Raw genomic sequence first — 14,925 nt, 5'->3', positions numbered from 1 at the left:
GGTGAGATTTAATAAAAAGTATTTTGCATTTTTTCTAGTTTTATTTTTAACCGAACTTTTTATCGCACTATATATTAAAGATAACTTTATAAGACCATATGTTGGAGATGTTTTAGTTATTTTATTAATGTATAGCTTTGTAAGATGTTTTGTTAAAAGCTTTCAATGCCTGCCTATCTTACTATTTGTAGTTGCATTTTTAGTTGAAATAAGCCAGTATTTTAATTTTATTGCATATTTGGGATTGCAAAATTGTAGAATAGCAAACATTATTTTAGGACTAACCTTTGATGTAAAAGATATCTTTTGTTACTTTATAGGAATGTTGTTATGTATGGCTCTTCAAAAATTTACTAAAAACTATCAAAATATTTAAAATAAAATCAATAAAAAACTATAAAAAAGTTTTTTATTGATTTTATTTTAATATTAATATACAATGTTGTATATTAAATGTTGTATAAGGAAGGGATTAAGTTGGAGCTCGTTATATTAGGTGTTTTAATGGAGAAACCGATGTATGGTTATAACATAAAAAAGGTCTTAGAAGAGAGAATGGGACATTTTACAGACTATAAATTTGGGTCCATTTATTTTGCTTTAAATAAACTATGTAAAAATGGCTTTATTAATCAAAAATCTATTGAGGTTAAAGGTAATAGACCACAAAGAAAATTATATGAAATTACTGATTCGGGTAAGAGCCGTTTTGTAGATTTAATTTACCGGAGATTACAAGAGCAAAAAAGGCCGTTTTATGCAATTGATGAGGCTGTATTTTTCTCTAATTTTGTAGATAAAACTGACTATAAAAAATATATAATGAAGCGTATTACACATACTGAAAATGCCATAAAGTATTTAGAGAGTCATATTAAAGAAATAGCTGAAAAAGCTAATCAATATCATGCCAAAATTATTATATTACATTCGCTTGAACATCTTAGAGCTGAAAATAAGTGGCTATTGAGTTTAAAGCAGTATATTGAAAACGGAGATATAAGTTATGCTAAATAGTATGCTAAAATTTAAATCCAATAAGGAAAGTAAGATTGCATTCCTTGCTGGTTTGGTTGCTATAGCTTTATCTCTTTTGTTAAAAAATGGCTTTATTAACAAACAGCCTTTTTTATTTATTATAATAAGAGATTGGTTAATGATTTTTATACTAGGTATTTGTTTTGTTATTAATAGAATCAGCAATAATAATACATTTGCTGAGTTTGGAATTAGCTCTAAACATCTTTTTAAAAATATTACAATAAATATTGTCTTAGCTATTTTACTCTTTTTTGTAATGTATATTAAATTAGATAGTCCAATAATTAACATATCTATTGAGAGTATTTCTACTATAGTTTATATAATGTTAGCTGGCGTTTTTGAGGCTCTATTTTATTATTCTTATCAGCGAGTTGTATTTGCAAAATGTTTTGGAAAAATACCAGCTATTATAATGGTATCACTATTTTATTCTTTACATCATGTTGGTTTTCAGCCTGAGTTTATTAAACTGTTTTTTGTTGGTCTACTCTATGCAATAGTTGTAAGTCTTACAAATAACATATTTTCAATATACCCATTCTATTGGGGGGTTGGTGCTACATTTGATGTATTATTACAATCTAAGGTGGTTACAACTGTTCAATATCCTTTTTTGAGGTCAATAATATTGCTTTTATTAATATTCGTATATTCAATATACAAATACAAAGAGAAGCAAAAAACTATAAAACATTGTTTATAATTAAAAAACTGAGATCTTTTGAGTCTCAGTTTTTTTATACCCTAAAAGAGACTTATATTTCCCAATTATTTTCCTAAATAAATTAAAAAATGTGGTTATATTTTGATACAAGCCTTAATAGATATGTATAAATAAAGGTAAGGAAAAAGCGTAGCCTATACCTTATTACTATAGAAAAAAACAGTAATAAAGATAAGTTGAGATGATTAAAATGATAAGACATATACCAGCAGAGATTCTAAATATACTACCAAAAGAGTGGATTAATACCTTAAAAGGTGTTGTGTTTAAGTGTTATGAAATACGACTAAGGGTAGGACAACCAGTTTCTTTAAAGGGTGAAACAGCCTACAAAGAAATGAAAAGAATAATAGTGACAAAAGAGTCAATTAATATAATTGTTCAAAATATCTGCCAGTCATCGTACTATGCATATCAAAATGAATTAAAGCTTGGTTATTTCACTATTCAAGGTGGACATCGCATTGGCTTAGCTGGTCAAGTAATTATTGATAAGGGTGAAGTTAATAGAATTAAGAACTATAGCAGTTTAAATATAAGAATAGCAAGAGAAATAAAGGGTGTAGCAAAAGCAATTATTGATAAATGTTATCTGCAAAATGAAAATATTTTGGTAAGTACATTAATAATCGCACCCCCTGGAGGAGGCAAAACAACACTGTTAAGAGATTTAGCTCGCATCAGTAGCAATGGCATTAAAGAATTAAAAATTAAACCTCATCAGGTATCAATCATTGATGAACGAAGTGAAATAGCAAGTTGCTATTTAGGAGAACCTCAGCTAGACATTGGTTTAAACTCGGATGTTTTAGATTCATGCCCTAAAACAGTGGGTGCCATGATGATGTTACGCTCTATGGGGCCCCAGATACTTGTTGTAGATGAATTAGGTAGCACAGGAGATGTTGAGATAGTTGAAGAGTGTTTAAATGCTGGAGTAGTTTTATTTGCAACAGCTCATGCTAGTTCCATCAAACAACTCAAAAAAAGACCAACTCTTAAAAGAATACTAGATAGAAAGCTGTTTAAACGAATTGTTTTGGTTAAAAATCAAGGGCAGGTTAATGGTATTTATGATGAAAATGGTGATGAAATAGGAGGAATCAAAAATGATTTTATTTGCCAAGATTCTGTTAGCTATCTTAGTAGAATACGCAGTGGTGATGTTATGCAGAACTAAAGTAAAATTTTATCGAAATAGACCCAAAACACTTCAGCAAATAACCTATTCACTTCAAAATATCAGCAATGAAATGGTTTTTTCTAACGAGTTACTGCCTTCAATAGTACACAAAATGGCACGTGAAACAATATATCCAGTAAAACACTTGTGGCAGGGTGTTAGTAAAGAAATTCTATTAGGTAATGCCTTTGAACAGTCTTTTGAGAGAGAGTTAATAAATAATCAAAAATTGCTTTCATTATCTAATGAAGATATAGATTGTTTAAGGCTTTTAGCAAGTCAGTTAGGGCAATCTAATTTAGATAATCAGCTAAAAATATTAAATATAACCCAAAATAAAATAGTAGAAAACGAAAAAAATCAAATTTAGAAAAAAAACAACAAGTTAAGCTCTGGAACATGTTAGGTATTCTTGGTGGTTTAACAATAGTAATTTTACTTTGGTAAGGAGTAAACACATGCAAATAACATTACTTTTTCAAATTGCAGTAATCGGAATAATTACATCTGTACTTAACACAATTCTTAAACAAGCTGGTAAAGATGAGTTTGGTCAGGCTATTACTTTAATTGGGGTAACTATTATTATGGCAAGAGTTTTAGTTGAAATTGGCAATTTATTTCAAACAATTAAAACTATGTTTCAATTTTAATGGGCGAGTATTATGGACTTAATATCTGTTATTGCAGTATGTATATGTGCAGTTCTTTTGTCTATTGTTCTTAAACAGTATAAACCAGAGTATGCATTTCTATTAAGCTTAACAACCGGAGTAATAGTTTTAATTGTAATAGTAAGTAAGCTTACAGTTGTTATTGATGCTTTTTACTCTGTAACAGCAAGAGCTGATACTGAGCTTTTACACCTAGATGTAATTCTGAAAATAATAGCATTAGGTTTAATTGCAGAGTTTGCCGTTAAATTATGTAATGATGCTGGTGAGTCTGCTATTGCTGGCCAAATTGAATTAAGCGCTAAAGTTATTATTTTAGTTTTGGCTGTACCTTTAATAATTATGGTGCTAGATACAGTACTTGAACTGGTACCAAAGTAAATGGTGATGACTATGAAGAATAAAATTTTCACCTTATTTTTGTTTGTAATTGTATTAATAAATATAAACATAGTTTATGCAGAAGAGGACTTTAATGCAGAAGATGTGATTAGAAGTCAGTTTGAAAAAATTGATTTTTCTGACATAAATGTTGAGATGCAAAAAATCAATGAAAAATATAAGTTGCCAGAGCTTAGCCCTCAAAGTATTTGGGAGATGTTTAAAGGGGGTAATGAGGCTTCTTTCAATAGTGTTATAGAGACTATTAAGAATTACTTCTTTAAAGAAATTAAACAACAATTGCTAGTTTTTACTCGTATTTTCATACTTACTCTGTTAGCTGTGTTAATAATAAAAATTCAAGAGGCTTTTAATAGTAAGGTTTCTGATATCGTTTTTAAAATTATTTATCTAACACTAATGGCTTTTATCATTCAAAGCCTATCTATAGGTTTGAAAACAGCAGCTGATGCTATTAACTATATGATTAACTTTATGTTAGTTTTATGGCCGGTATTGATAACCCTAATGGTTAGCTTAGGACATGTTGTAAGCTCCACTTTGTTTGATCCTTTATTAGTTGGAGGCAGTCAGTTTGTCAGCCAAGCTATTAACTTTACAGTTTTACCACTGTTTTTTACTTCTGGAATTCTACAAGTTGTAGACTACCTAAGTGAAGAAATAAGCATCTCAAAGTTAGCGAAGCTAGTTAGAAATTTTGGAGCGTTTATTTTAGGTATCTGTTTTACTGTTTTTTCCGGAATAACTATCTTAAGAGGAACTGCGGGAAGTGTAGCTGATGGTGTAGCTTTAAGAACAGGAAAGTTCTTAACAAAGGGTTTTTTGCCTGTTATAGGTTCTATGCTATCTGATGCTTTTGATACAATTCTTGGTTGTACTTTAGTTGTAAAAAATGCCGTTGGTATATTTGGACTGTTAACATTATTTTTTATTTGCACATTGCCAGCTTTAAAGCTAATAGTAATGATTTTTATGTATAAAATTGCCGGAGCATTTTTACAGCCAATAGATAATAATCGGATATCACCTTTAATGTTTTCAGTTTCGGGAGTTTTAACTTATATAATGGCTGCAATTTTAGCAGTTGGAGTAATGCTGTTTATTACTTTAACAATAATTTTAATATCCGGTAATGCCACTGTAATGTTTAGATAAAGGAGACATAAGAATGCTGAGTTTTATTGAGTCATGGCTAAGTAACCTAATTGTAGTTATTTTTTTAATAACCATGGTCAAGTTAATTATGCCTTCAGGTAAAATAAAAAGCTACATTAGATTTGTTTTAAGCTTAGTTGTAATGCTGTTAATTGTTCAGCCTGTGGTAGAGGCCGTTAAGGGTTCAGATTTTTTAGTAAACTCTTGGATGCAACATCAAAAGAACTTTGAGTTTCAAGAAAATAGAGTTTATGCTATGTCACAAACCCTAAACAATAATGAAGATGCTGTAAATTTATATAAACAAAAAATAATAGAGCGACTTGAAAATGACTTAAGTATTTTAACTAATAATACTGTTACGGTAACTAATTTAGTCATAAATGAAGATAGTAATAGTAAAGAGTTTGGTTATATTCAAAATGTAAGTATTAAAGTTATGCAGAGTTCTAGTGAAGACACCGCTGAAGTAATGGCTGTAAATGAGAATACTAATACAATGCATAGTGAAATAAAAAAGTGGTTAACAACAAACTTTGGAAAAGAAGTGAATCTTAAAATCTCGCTAGAGAGTGAGGGGTAAATATGCTAGGTGGTTTTAAAGAGGAATTAACTAAAATAATCAAAGATAATAAAGTGATATTTTCATTATTGTTAGTAGCTGTTGTAGCATTAGTTGCAATTAAAATGATAACACCATCATCTGAGCCAGTTAAAGCTCCTTTAGTTATAAATGAAGAAATAACACCTACAATGTCTACAGTAAAAGGTACTGTTTGGAGAGAGATGGAGCAGCAACTAGAAAAGGATTTATCTAAGTTTTTAAGTGATATAAAAAACTGCGGTAGAGTACAAGTAATGATTAGAATAAGCAAAGATGAGTCTAAAATTAGGGCAATAGATGAAGATAAAACAGAAAAAACTATAGAAGAAATTGATTCTACTGGCATTACAAGAACTACTAAAGAAGTAAGAATTATTCAAAAAACAGTTCAAGAGAGCTCAAGTAGTGGTTATAAAACAGTTTTTTTAGAGGTTGAGTCTCCAGAAATTGAGGGAGTAATAGTAATAGCTTCGGGAGCTACTAACCTTAAAGTTAAGGCAATGTTAATAGAAGCTATTTGCACTTATTTTAATATTCCTGCTTACAAAATATCAGTTATGCCTGGAGGTAAATAAAATGTATATCAGAAAAAAAGAACTTATCTTTTACATTGTTGTATTAATTGTTGTAATTGTAGCTGCCCATTTTATTATGATAATGAATAGAACAAAGGTTTTAGAGAGAGAAAAACAGGCTGCTGTAAGTAAAGCTTTGCGCGATTATCAGGTAAATAATCCAGTTATAGAGGCTACAGCACCAACAGAAAATTCAGATGACTTTTTTGTTAATTATCGAATAGAAAGAAATAGTGTAAGGTCAAAACATATTGATATACTTAAGGACTTATTAGATAATGAAGATAGCACAGTAAAGCAAAAAGCCCAATCAGATTTGCAAAAGTTATTAAACTTAGGAGAGTTAGAGAATCAGGTAGAAAATTTATTGAAGGTTAGAGGTTTAAGTGATGTTGTTTTATTTGTAAGTGGAAATGAAGTATCGGTTATAGTATTAGCAAATGAGTTTGACCAAACCAAAGCTAGTCAAATACTAGATACTGTTTCAAGAATGCTGAAAATTAAATACAGTAATATTAATATTGTTCAAAAGTAATAATAAACATAAGTAATATAAAAGGCTATTTGTAATTATTAAATAAAATTCAAGTAATGTTAAAATAAATTTCAATAGCCTTTGTTGCGCACTAATTTTTATATATGATATAATTAATGAGTCGTATAAGGAGGCGTTTTACGTGAACGAAAAACAACAAATTGGAAATATAAGAATAGCTGATGATGTAGTAACTGTAATTGCAAAAATAGCAGCTGCCGAAATTGATGGAGTTTCTGGATTAACTGCAAGCTTTGCAGGTGGCATTAGAGATATGATGAGTGGCAAAGGTCATTCAAAGGGCGTAAAAGCACAAATCAATGATAATGTTGTTGATGTAGATGTTCATGTTAATGTAAAATATGGTGTACATATTCCTGAGGCTGCAAAAAAAGTGCAATCCAATATTAAGCGCTCTATTGAAACAATGACAGGATTATCTGTTCAAACAGTTAATGTATTTGTTCAAGGTATAGCATTTACATCATCAAAATCAGATAAAAATAATTTAACCGAATAATATCAATTATTACCTCAGTTAATTTATTAAGTATATGGTGGGTATTTTAATTTATTTAATAAAGTATCTGCTACCTAAACAAGTAAAACTGGGCGGGTAAATGTTGCACTTTAGGTGTGCGTTTGTTCGTCCATATTTATGTGTGCAAATAATAATGTATACTAATAACAAAAGATTTGGTATAGTAATAAAAGTTTCAATAATAAAGAGATTGTTAATAATAAACAATGAAAGCAACATTCTAAATATCTTTTATTTAGAATAATTGAGGTGTTATAATGGGCAGAAGGCAAGCACGTGAGGGCGCACTGCAAATGCTGTACGCGTGGGATATTGGCAATAATCAGTATGAATTAACAGTAGAAACCATTAAAGAGTTAATGGATTTAAATGAAAAAGATAATGAATTTATGATGATTTTAGTAAATGAGGTCATTGATAATACAGCAGTGTATGATAAAGCTATTGCTCGATGTTTAAAAGGCTGGGAGCTTAATCGCTTAAGTTATTTAGATAGAAATATTTTAAGAATTGCTTTGGTTGAAATGGTGAAACAAGGCACACCAAAACAGGTGGTGGCCAACGAGGCGGTGGAGATTGCCAAATCGTATAGTGAAGATAAATCTTTTAAATACATTAATGGAGTATTGGGTAATAGCGAATTACTAAAGGATTTTGAGTGATGTTTTTAGGTATAGATACAAGTGCTTACACCACATCATTAGCCATTGTACAAAGTAATGATCATAATGAAGTAAAACTAGACCTAAGAAAAGTTTTAGATGTTAAGTTAGGAAAAAGAGGATTACGGCAATCTGAGGCTGTTTTTCAGCATGTTAAAAACCTGAATGAACTAGCCAATGATTATCGTGCATATCCTTTAAAAGCAGTTGCAGTTTCTGTAAAACCTAAACCACATTTAAACTCTTATATGCCAGTTTTTAAAGTAGGACAAACTGTTGCTAACCTAATGGCGAAAAGCCTCAATATACCTTTATATGAGTTTTCACATCAAGAGGGACATATTGCAGCTGGGTTATGGTCTACTAAAGGCTTAAATAATAAATCAAAAATATTAGTAATTCATATCTCTGGTGGCACTAGTGATATATTAGAGGTAAGTGGAGCTGTTAATAACATGAAGATAACAGATTTAGGCTGTTCAACTGATTTACATGCTGGCCAATTTGTTGATAGAGTAGGTGTAATGTTAGGAGCAGAGTTTCCGGCTGGTAAAACTATGGATTTATGGTCAAAACAAAGTAGCAACTTTGATGAAAGATTACCATCTCATGTAAACAAGTATAATATGAGCTTTTCGGGGCCAGAGTCTGCTGCAAAGAGATTGTTTGATAATGGGGTAAGTAAAGAAAGCTTAAGTAAAATGGTATTTATGTCTATTTCACGGACACTAGAAAAAGTTATAAGGTACGCTTATAGCAAAACAAAGTATAATAAAGTTTTAATTGTTGGTGGGGTTGCAGCTAATTCATTTATCAGAAATGATTTGGTAAAAAGAATGCCCTATAATATTTGCTTTTGTAACACTAGTTATAGTAGTGATAATGCTGTTGGAACAGCACTTTTAGCATTAAAAAAATACGAAAAGCAGGAGGAAGTATAATGGCTACATTAATTGATGGAAAAGGTATAGCAAAAACCATAGAGAATGAGTTAAAACAGCAGGTTGTAGAACTAAAAGAACAAGGTATAATGCCAGGCTTAGCTGTTGTTTTAGTAGGTGAGGATCCAGCCTCTAAAACCTATGTAAGATCAAAAGAGAGAGCCTGTAAGAGAATAGGTATTTACTCTAAAAAAGTTAAGTATGATACTGATATTACTCAAGAAGAGCTTTTAAAAACTATTTATGAACTAAATAATGATGATTCTATTCATGGTATCTTAGTTCAATTGCCCTTACCTGCACACATCGATAGTGAAGCAGTGATTAATGCCATAGACTATAAAAAAGATGTAGATGGATTTCACCCTATAAATATCGGAAAAATGTTTTTAAACGAAGATAGTTATTGGTCTTGTACTCCACACGGAGTAATAGAGTTACTTGACAGATCAAATATTGAGATAGCTGGTAAAGATGCAGTCATTGTAGGAGCTAGTAACATAGTTGGAAAACCTATGGCAACCATGTTACTAAACAGAGAGGCTACTGCTACTGTATGTCATATTAAAACAAAAGACTTAGCTTTTCATACAAAACAAGCTGATATTTTAGTAGTGGCTGTAGGTAAACCAAATTTAATTACAGCTGATATGGTAAAAGACGGCGTAGCTGTTATTGATGTAGGCATTAATAGACTTGATGATGGAAGATTAGTTGGTGACGTAGATTTTGAAGCGGTTTCTAAAAAGGCTTCAGCTATTACTCCAGTTCCTGGTGGTGTTGGTCCTATGACAATCATTATGTTAATGAAAAACACTATTAAGTCAGCTATTAATCATGCAAAGGCGTAATAGAGTATACACAGTAACCGAAGTAAATAAGTTATTAAAGCAATTTATAGAAGAACAAAACATATTCAACTTTATGTTGATTTCTGGTGAGATAGTAAATTTTAAAAGACATACATCAGGACATCTTTACTTTTCTTTAAAGGATAACAGCGACAGAGTAAAGTGTGTAATGTTTAATAGACAAAGCAGAATGTTAACTTTCCGACCTAAAGACGGTATGCAAGTACTGGTTCAAGGTCGGCTTTCTGTATATCCAAAAAGTGGAGAGTATCAAATTTATGTAGATAGCTTACATCCTATGGGGGTAGGTGATTTGCATTTTAGGTTCTTAGAACTTAAGGAAAAACTTGAAACACTAGGTTACTTTAATAAAGAATTTAAAAGAAATATCGTTAAAATACCTAAAAAGATTGGCGTTGTAACTTCTGCTACAGGGGCAGCAGTTCACGATATAATTAGAACTATAAAGAATAAATATCCACCAGTACAAATAATTTTAGCACCTGCTAAAGTCCAGGGTATGGACTCTGCAGCTGAAATTGTAAAAGCAATTAAACTACTAAATGAAGTTACTGATATAGATACTATTATAGTTGGCAGAGGCGGTGGAGCAACAGAGGAGCTTTGGTCTTTTAACGAAGAGTGTGTCATTAAGGCAATAAGAGAATCTGCAATACCAGTAGTTTCGGCCGTTGGGCACGAAATTGATACAACACTTGCAGACCTAGCCGCTGATAAAACAGCAGCTACCCCAACAGCCGCTGGAGAATTAGTAGTTCCAGATATTTTTGAGTTACAAAGAGATTGTGACTATTTGTTAGATAAACTTGTAAATAGTTATATGCATAGTTTAAATAAAAAACGTAGTAATTTAAGCTTAATATCTAAAAAATTATTATTGGCTCAACCAACTAATAAAATTACTCAAAAGAAAGAAAAAATTAAGTTTTTATATAAGAATTTGCAGCTACAGTTTGCACTTAAATATAATCAAAAAGTAACTAAACTTGAGTATTTAAAAAAACGCCTATATGAGCTTAAACCTCAATTAAAATTAGCAAAAGGATATACACTGGTTTATAATATAAAAGGTGAAGTAATAAAATCAGTTGCAGATGTTAAACAAGATGAAAATATAAAGGTAGTATTTAATGACGGCAGTATAAAAGCCCAAGTTTTAGATAAAGAGGTTAATAAAAATGAGCAAAACAGATAACCTAACTTTAGAAAATGCAATGAGTAAAGTAGAAGAAATAGTAAAATTATTAGAAAATGAAGAGCTAACTTTACCAATACTCATGGAGAAATTTAATGAAGGAGTAGAGCTTGTTAATTTCTGCCAAAAAGAACTAGATAAAGCTGAAGAAAAAGTACAAATAATTAAAAAGAAAGAAAACGCAATAGTTTTTGAGGAATTTAAATAATGAGCTTTAATCTTAAGCAATATTTAAAAACTAACAAAGAGTTAATAGATATTGAACTAAACAGATACTTACCAAATCTTAACGAGAAACCAAGTAAATTGCATGAGGCAATGAGGTATAGTGTATTAAGTAATGGTAAACGAATTAGACCTATCTTAATGTTAGAGACCTATAAAGCATTTGCAGGAACTAAAAATGTTTATCCTGCAGCTTTATCATTAGAGTTAGTTCATTGTTTTTCACTTATACATGATGACTTGCCAACTTTAGATAATGATGATTTTAGGAGAGGTATTCCTACCTGTCATAAAAAATTTGGTAATGCCATGGCTTTATTGGCTGGCGATGCCTTGTTAGCACATAGCTTTTACCTTATTTCTACTGAACAAAGTAAATATACACATAGCGATAAAATTGTGAAATTAATACAAGAGTTATCAACTGGGGCTTCAACTTATGGAATTACTGGTGGTCAGGTTTACGATATAATGGCTGAAAAAGGTTTAATAGAACATAATGAAGAGAACTTAAAGTATATTCATAAATATAAAACTGGTTCCTTAATTAAAGCAGCTATTAGAATGGGAGCAATTTTGGCTGATGCAAGTGAACAAGAGTTGATAAAAGTAAGCAAAGCTGCTGAAAATGTAGGATTAGCATTTCAAATTAAAGATGATGTACTAGACGTAGTTGGAGATCAACAAACTCTTGGTAAAACCATAGGTAGAGATAAAGAATTAGGTAAACTAACCTATGTATCAATATTTGGCATGGAAAATGCTATAAGTAAGTACCAAGAGTTATTAAAGGAAGCTTTGCAGCTAATCAGCTTTTTAGGAGCAAAAGCAGAAACAATTAATAACCTATTTAGTTTTATTGTAAATAGACAGTATTGAGAGAGTGAGATTTATGTCATTATTATCTTCTATAAAAGAACCCCAAGACTTAAAAAAATATACTACTAAAGAGCTTTACTTTGTAGCCGAAGATATCAGAAAAATAATTATTGAAACTGTAGCTGTTAATGGTGGACATTTAGCCTCTAATTTTGGTGTAGTTGAGCTTACTTTAGCATTACACAGTGTGTTTAATAGTCCTACAGACAAAATAATATGGGATGTAGGCCATCAGGCTTACGCTCACAAACTATTAACAGGTAGACAGCAACAGTTTTCTACCATTAGAACATATCAGGGATTAAGCGGTTATCCTGTAATAACTGAAAATAAACACGATATTTTTGGGGCAGGACATAGCACTACATCTTTATCTGCTGCTTTAGGATTTGCTATAGAGAGAGATCTTAATAACAGAGATGAACATATAGTTGCTGTTATTGGTGATGGTTCACTAACTGGAGGCATGGCCTGGGAGGCTCTTAATAATATAGGCCACTTACAAAAAAAAGTTATTATTATTATTAATGATAATCAAATGTCTATATCTCCTAATACAGGGGCTATACCTCGTTATTTAAATGGCTTAAGAACTCATCCTAAATACGAAAAACTAAAAAGAAATACTGAATCGTTTTTACAGAAAATACCTTTAGTGGGTAAAGGCGTTTCTAATACTATTGAAAGAGTAAAAAATAGCTTAAAATATTTTATGTTAAATGGCGTTATTTTTGAAGAATTAGGCTTAACCTATATAGGTCCAATAGATGGACATAATATTGAGGAAATGAAAATAGCCCTTGATCAGGCTGCTAGCTCAGAGGTTCCAGTAATAGTACATTGCGTTACTAAAAAAGGTAATGGTTATGCCCCTGCAATGCAGTACCCTGATAAATATCATGGGGTATCTCCTTTTAATATAGAAACAGGTCAGCCACTCAAATTAAAAAAGAAAAAAACGTTTAGTAAAGCCTTTGGTGATAGTATTGTTAGGCTAGCTAAAAATAATAATAAAATTACAGCCATCACAGCTGCAATGAGTTCGGGAGTAGGACTTGATAAGTTTGCTAAACAGTATCCAAAAAGATTTTTTGACGTTGCTATTGCAGAACAACATGCTGTTACGCTAGCTGCGGGCATGGCCGCAGCTGGGCTAAGACCAATTGTAGCCATATATTCAACCTTTATGCAAAGAGCGTATGATCAAATAATACATGATGTTGCATTGCAAAAATTACCAGTAGTATTTGCTTTAGATAGAGCAGGTTTAGTAGGAGCCGATGGAGCAACACACCACGGTGCTTTTGATTTATCTTTCTTAAAAACAGTACCAAGTTTAACTGTAATGGCAGCAAGTAATGGTATAGAGTTGGATGAAATGTTAGAGTTTGCAGTTAATCAACAGAGTCCTGTTGCAATTAGATACCCAAGAGGAGATAGTGAGCTGTATAATAAGCCTAAAGACTCACAGCTACTTCAGCTAGGTAAAGCAGAAATAATTTGTGAGGGTGAAGATGTTGTAATTTGGGCCGTAGGTAATATGGTTGCAACTGCTTTTGAGTGTGTTACATGTTTAAAAGAAAAGGGTATAAGTGCAACGGTGATTAATAGTAGATTTATTAAGCCATTTGACGAACAACTCTTAATAAAGCTTTGTAATAATAACAAACTCTTAGTTTCACTGGAGGATAATGTTCTTAACGGAGGTATGGCAGAAACAATTGCTTTACTGTTAACACAAAACAACATAAACATTAATTATGTGGCATTGGGTATTCCTAACAGATTTATTTCTCATGGTAACGTAACACTATTAAAAAAAGAGCTGGGATTAGATAAAGAGTCTGTGTGTAACACAATTATAAAGGAATTAAAAATTGGTGATTAAATGCGATTAGATAACTATTTAGTAGCTAAAGGGCTTGCTGAAAGTAGGTCTAAGGCTCAGTACTATATAAAATCTGGGGTCATAAAGGTAAATGATTTTGTGGTTAAAAAAAACAGCCATAAAGTTAGTGTTAGTGATGAAGTTATTGTAATTAGTAACCCCTGTATTTATGTAAGCAAAGGTGGTTTAAAGTTAGAGCATGCTATAAAGGAGTTTAAACTAGATTTCACGAATAAAGAAGTGCTAGATATAGGAGCATCTACAGGTGGCTTTACAGACTGTGCTTTAAAACATGGAGCAAAAAAAGTTTATGCCGTAGATGTAGGGCATGATCAACTACACAAAAGTTTATGCAATAATGTTAATATTATTAACTATGAGGGTATTAACCTTAAAGATCTCACTAGAGATATGTTTGAGAAAATAGATATAGCAATAGCAGATGTATCGTTTATATCTTTGGTCCATGTTTTTAAAATTTTAACAAAGCTATTAGCTAGCAATAGTCCATTTATTGCCCTAATAAAGCCCCAATTTGAAGCAGGTAAACGAAGGGCAAATAAAGGTGTGATAAAACATGCCAAAGAGCATATTAGAATACTTCAAAATGTAATTAATGAGGCTGGATTTTTAGGTTTTAAGCTAATAAACCTAACCTCATCACCAAATAAAGGTCAGTCTGGAAATATAGAGTTTTTAGCGCATTTTATTTATAATAAAGAAGAATGTTTTAACAGTATTGATGTAAAAGAAATAGTAAGCTGCGCACATAAACTGCATAAATAATAGAACACTATTTAGTTATAAAGGTATAAAAAGAGATTTT

At 31.1% G+C, this 14,925-nt stretch carries 20 protein-coding genes; all 20 read left to right on the top strand.

Annotated elements, in window-relative coordinates; genetic code table 11:
* Position 1: 1 nt before the first annotated feature.
* The 20 genes from IMX26_RS03310 to IMX26_RS03215 all read left to right on the top strand — a co-directional run bounded on the left by IMX26_RS03310 (position 2) and on the right by IMX26_RS03215 (position 14,885).
* Complete coding sequence (locus IMX26_RS03310) at positions 2-376, top strand: DUF2809 domain-containing protein (RefSeq protein WP_195160275.1); 375 nt, start codon at positions 2-4, stop codon at positions 374-376.
* Between the two features lie 77 nt (positions 377-453).
* Positions 454-1,017: a PadR family transcriptional regulator gene (locus IMX26_RS03305; RefSeq protein WP_279324883.1), complete on the top strand. Its 564-nt coding sequence runs from the start codon at positions 454-456 to the stop codon at positions 1,015-1,017.
* Positions 1,007-1,747 (top strand): CPBP family glutamic-type intramembrane protease, encoded by a 741-nt coding sequence (locus IMX26_RS03300; protein WP_195160273.1) that lies wholly within the window; start codon positions 1,007-1,009, stop codon positions 1,745-1,747. Before IMX26_RS03305 ends, IMX26_RS03300 begins: the two co-directional genes overlap by 11 nt.
* A gap of 211 nt (positions 1,748-1,958) precedes the next feature.
* On the top strand, positions 1,959-2,948 hold the full coding sequence (gene spoIIIAA, locus IMX26_RS03295) for a stage III sporulation protein AA (RefSeq protein WP_195160272.1): 990 nt from the start codon (positions 1,959-1,961) through the stop codon (positions 2,946-2,948).
* Complete coding sequence (locus IMX26_RS03290; protein WP_195160271.1) at positions 2,878-3,321, top strand: stage III sporulation protein AB; 444 nt, start codon at positions 2,878-2,880, stop codon at positions 3,319-3,321. The genes spoIIIAA and IMX26_RS03290 overlap by 71 nt, the downstream gene beginning before the upstream one ends.
* A gap of 88 nt (positions 3,322-3,409) precedes the next feature.
* Positions 3,410-3,604, top strand: a complete 195-nt coding sequence (gene spoIIIAC, locus IMX26_RS03285) for a stage III sporulation protein AC (RefSeq protein WP_195160270.1) — start codon at positions 3,410-3,412, stop codon at positions 3,602-3,604.
* 12 nt (positions 3,605-3,616) lie between these two features.
* The gene (gene spoIIIAD, locus IMX26_RS03280; RefSeq protein WP_195160269.1) at positions 3,617-4,006 is read left to right on the top strand and encodes a stage III sporulation protein AD; all 390 of its coding nucleotides are present in this window, start codon (positions 3,617-3,619) and stop codon (positions 4,004-4,006) included.
* Positions 4,007-4,018: 12 nt separating this feature from the next.
* Positions 4,019-5,182 carry a stage III sporulation protein AE gene (gene spoIIIAE, locus IMX26_RS03275; RefSeq protein WP_195160268.1) on the top strand — a complete coding sequence of 388 codons (1,164 nt, stop codon included), beginning with the start codon at positions 4,019-4,021 and terminating at the stop codon, positions 5,180-5,182.
* A 13-nt stretch (positions 5,183-5,195) separates the two neighbouring features.
* On the top strand, positions 5,196-5,765 hold the full coding sequence (locus IMX26_RS03270) for a stage III sporulation protein AF (RefSeq protein WP_195160267.1): 570 nt from the start codon (positions 5,196-5,198) through the stop codon (positions 5,763-5,765).
* 2 nt (positions 5,766-5,767) lie between these two features.
* Positions 5,768-6,361, top strand: coding sequence for a hypothetical protein (locus IMX26_RS03265; protein WP_195160266.1), 594 nt, complete (start codon positions 5,768-5,770; stop codon positions 6,359-6,361).
* A 1-nt stretch (position 6,362) separates the two neighbouring features.
* Entirely contained in the window at positions 6,363-6,896 is a 534-nt protein-coding gene (locus IMX26_RS03260) for a SpoIIIAH-like family protein (protein WP_195160265.1), read from the top strand.
* Positions 6,897-7,038: 142 nt separating this feature from the next.
* A complete protein-coding gene (locus tag IMX26_RS03255; RefSeq protein ID WP_195160264.1) occupies positions 7,039-7,416 on the top strand; it encodes an Asp23/Gls24 family envelope stress response protein in 378 nt (125 codons plus the stop codon).
* A 278-nt stretch (positions 7,417-7,694) separates the two neighbouring features.
* Positions 7,695-8,099, top strand: coding sequence for a transcription antitermination factor NusB (nusB, locus tag IMX26_RS03250; RefSeq protein ID WP_195160263.1), 405 nt, complete (start codon positions 7,695-7,697; stop codon positions 8,097-8,099).
* Positions 8,099-9,040, top strand: coding sequence for an O-sialoglycoprotein endopeptidase (locus IMX26_RS03245; RefSeq protein WP_195161329.1), 942 nt, complete (start codon positions 8,099-8,101; stop codon positions 9,038-9,040). The genes nusB and IMX26_RS03245 overlap by 1 nt, the downstream gene beginning before the upstream one ends.
* Positions 9,037-9,891: a bifunctional methylenetetrahydrofolate dehydrogenase/methenyltetrahydrofolate cyclohydrolase FolD gene (gene folD / locus IMX26_RS03240; RefSeq protein WP_207729339.1), complete on the top strand. Its 855-nt coding sequence runs from the start codon at positions 9,037-9,039 to the stop codon at positions 9,889-9,891. The genes IMX26_RS03245 and folD overlap by 4 nt, the downstream gene beginning before the upstream one ends.
* A complete protein-coding gene (gene xseA, locus IMX26_RS03235) occupies positions 9,878-11,107 on the top strand; it encodes an exodeoxyribonuclease VII large subunit (RefSeq protein ID WP_195160261.1) in 1,230 nt (409 codons plus the stop codon). Before folD ends, xseA begins: the two co-directional genes overlap by 14 nt.
* On the top strand, positions 11,091-11,315 hold the full coding sequence (gene xseB, locus IMX26_RS03230; RefSeq protein ID WP_195160260.1) for an exodeoxyribonuclease VII small subunit: 225 nt from the start codon (positions 11,091-11,093) through the stop codon (positions 11,313-11,315). The genes xseA and xseB overlap by 17 nt, the downstream gene beginning before the upstream one ends.
* Positions 11,315-12,211 carry a polyprenyl synthetase family protein gene (locus IMX26_RS03225; RefSeq protein WP_195160259.1) on the top strand — a complete coding sequence of 299 codons (897 nt, stop codon included), beginning with the start codon at positions 11,315-11,317 and terminating at the stop codon, positions 12,209-12,211. The genes xseB and IMX26_RS03225 overlap by 1 nt, the downstream gene beginning before the upstream one ends.
* A 13-nt stretch (positions 12,212-12,224) precedes the next feature.
* Positions 12,225-14,099, top strand: a complete 1,875-nt coding sequence (dxs, locus tag IMX26_RS03220) for a 1-deoxy-D-xylulose-5-phosphate synthase (RefSeq protein ID WP_195160258.1) — start codon at positions 12,225-12,227, stop codon at positions 14,097-14,099.
* Positions 14,100-14,885, top strand: coding sequence for a TlyA family RNA methyltransferase (locus IMX26_RS03215; protein ID WP_195160257.1), 786 nt, complete (start codon positions 14,100-14,102; stop codon positions 14,883-14,885).
* The last annotated feature ends 40 nt before the right edge of the window (positions 14,886-14,925 follow it).

Source organism: Clostridium sp. 'deep sea' (genome assembly GCF_014931565.1).
GTDB lineage: Bacteria > Bacillota > UBA994 > PWPR01 > PWPR01.
Note: the sequence above shows the minus strand (reverse complement) of the source record. Positions and strands in the feature narration are given on the sequence as shown.

Coding starts and splice junctions, on each gene's coding strand:
- nusB (WP_195160263.1), top strand. CDS start 7,695: ATGGGCAGAAGGCAAGCACGTGAGGGCGCACTGCAAATGCTGTACGCG.
- IMX26_RS03245 (WP_195161329.1), top strand. CDS start 8,099: ATGTTTTTAGGTATAGATACAAGTGCTTACACCACATCATTAGCCATT.
- xseB (WP_195160260.1), top strand. CDS start 11,091: ATGAGCAAAACAGATAACCTAACTTTAGAAAATGCAATGAGTAAAGTA.
- IMX26_RS03270 (WP_195160267.1), top strand. CDS start 5,196: ATGCTGAGTTTTATTGAGTCATGGCTAAGTAACCTAATTGTAGTTATT.
- IMX26_RS03305 (WP_279324883.1), top strand. CDS start 454: ATGTTGTATAAGGAAGGGATTAAGTTGGAGCTCGTTATATTAGGTGTT.
- IMX26_RS03265 (WP_195160266.1), top strand. CDS start 5,768: ATGCTAGGTGGTTTTAAAGAGGAATTAACTAAAATAATCAAAGATAAT.
- IMX26_RS03260 (WP_195160265.1), top strand. CDS start 6,363: ATGTATATCAGAAAAAAAGAACTTATCTTTTACATTGTTGTATTAATT.
- IMX26_RS03290 (WP_195160271.1), top strand. CDS start 2,878: ATGATTTTATTTGCCAAGATTCTGTTAGCTATCTTAGTAGAATACGCA.
- IMX26_RS03225 (WP_195160259.1), top strand. CDS start 11,315: ATGAGCTTTAATCTTAAGCAATATTTAAAAACTAACAAAGAGTTAATA.
- xseA (WP_195160261.1), top strand. CDS start 9,878: ATGCAAAGGCGTAATAGAGTATACACAGTAACCGAAGTAAATAAGTTA.
- spoIIIAA (WP_195160272.1), top strand. CDS start 1,959: ATGATAAGACATATACCAGCAGAGATTCTAAATATACTACCAAAAGAG.
- spoIIIAD (WP_195160269.1), top strand. CDS start 3,617: ATGGACTTAATATCTGTTATTGCAGTATGTATATGTGCAGTTCTTTTG.
- IMX26_RS03215 (WP_195160257.1), top strand. CDS start 14,100: ATGCGATTAGATAACTATTTAGTAGCTAAAGGGCTTGCTGAAAGTAGG.
- dxs (WP_195160258.1), top strand. CDS start 12,225: ATGTCATTATTATCTTCTATAAAAGAACCCCAAGACTTAAAAAAATAT.
- spoIIIAC (WP_195160270.1), top strand. CDS start 3,410: ATGCAAATAACATTACTTTTTCAAATTGCAGTAATCGGAATAATTACA.
- spoIIIAE (WP_195160268.1), top strand. CDS start 4,019: ATGAAGAATAAAATTTTCACCTTATTTTTGTTTGTAATTGTATTAATA.
- IMX26_RS03300 (WP_195160273.1), top strand. CDS start 1,007: ATGCTAAATAGTATGCTAAAATTTAAATCCAATAAGGAAAGTAAGATT.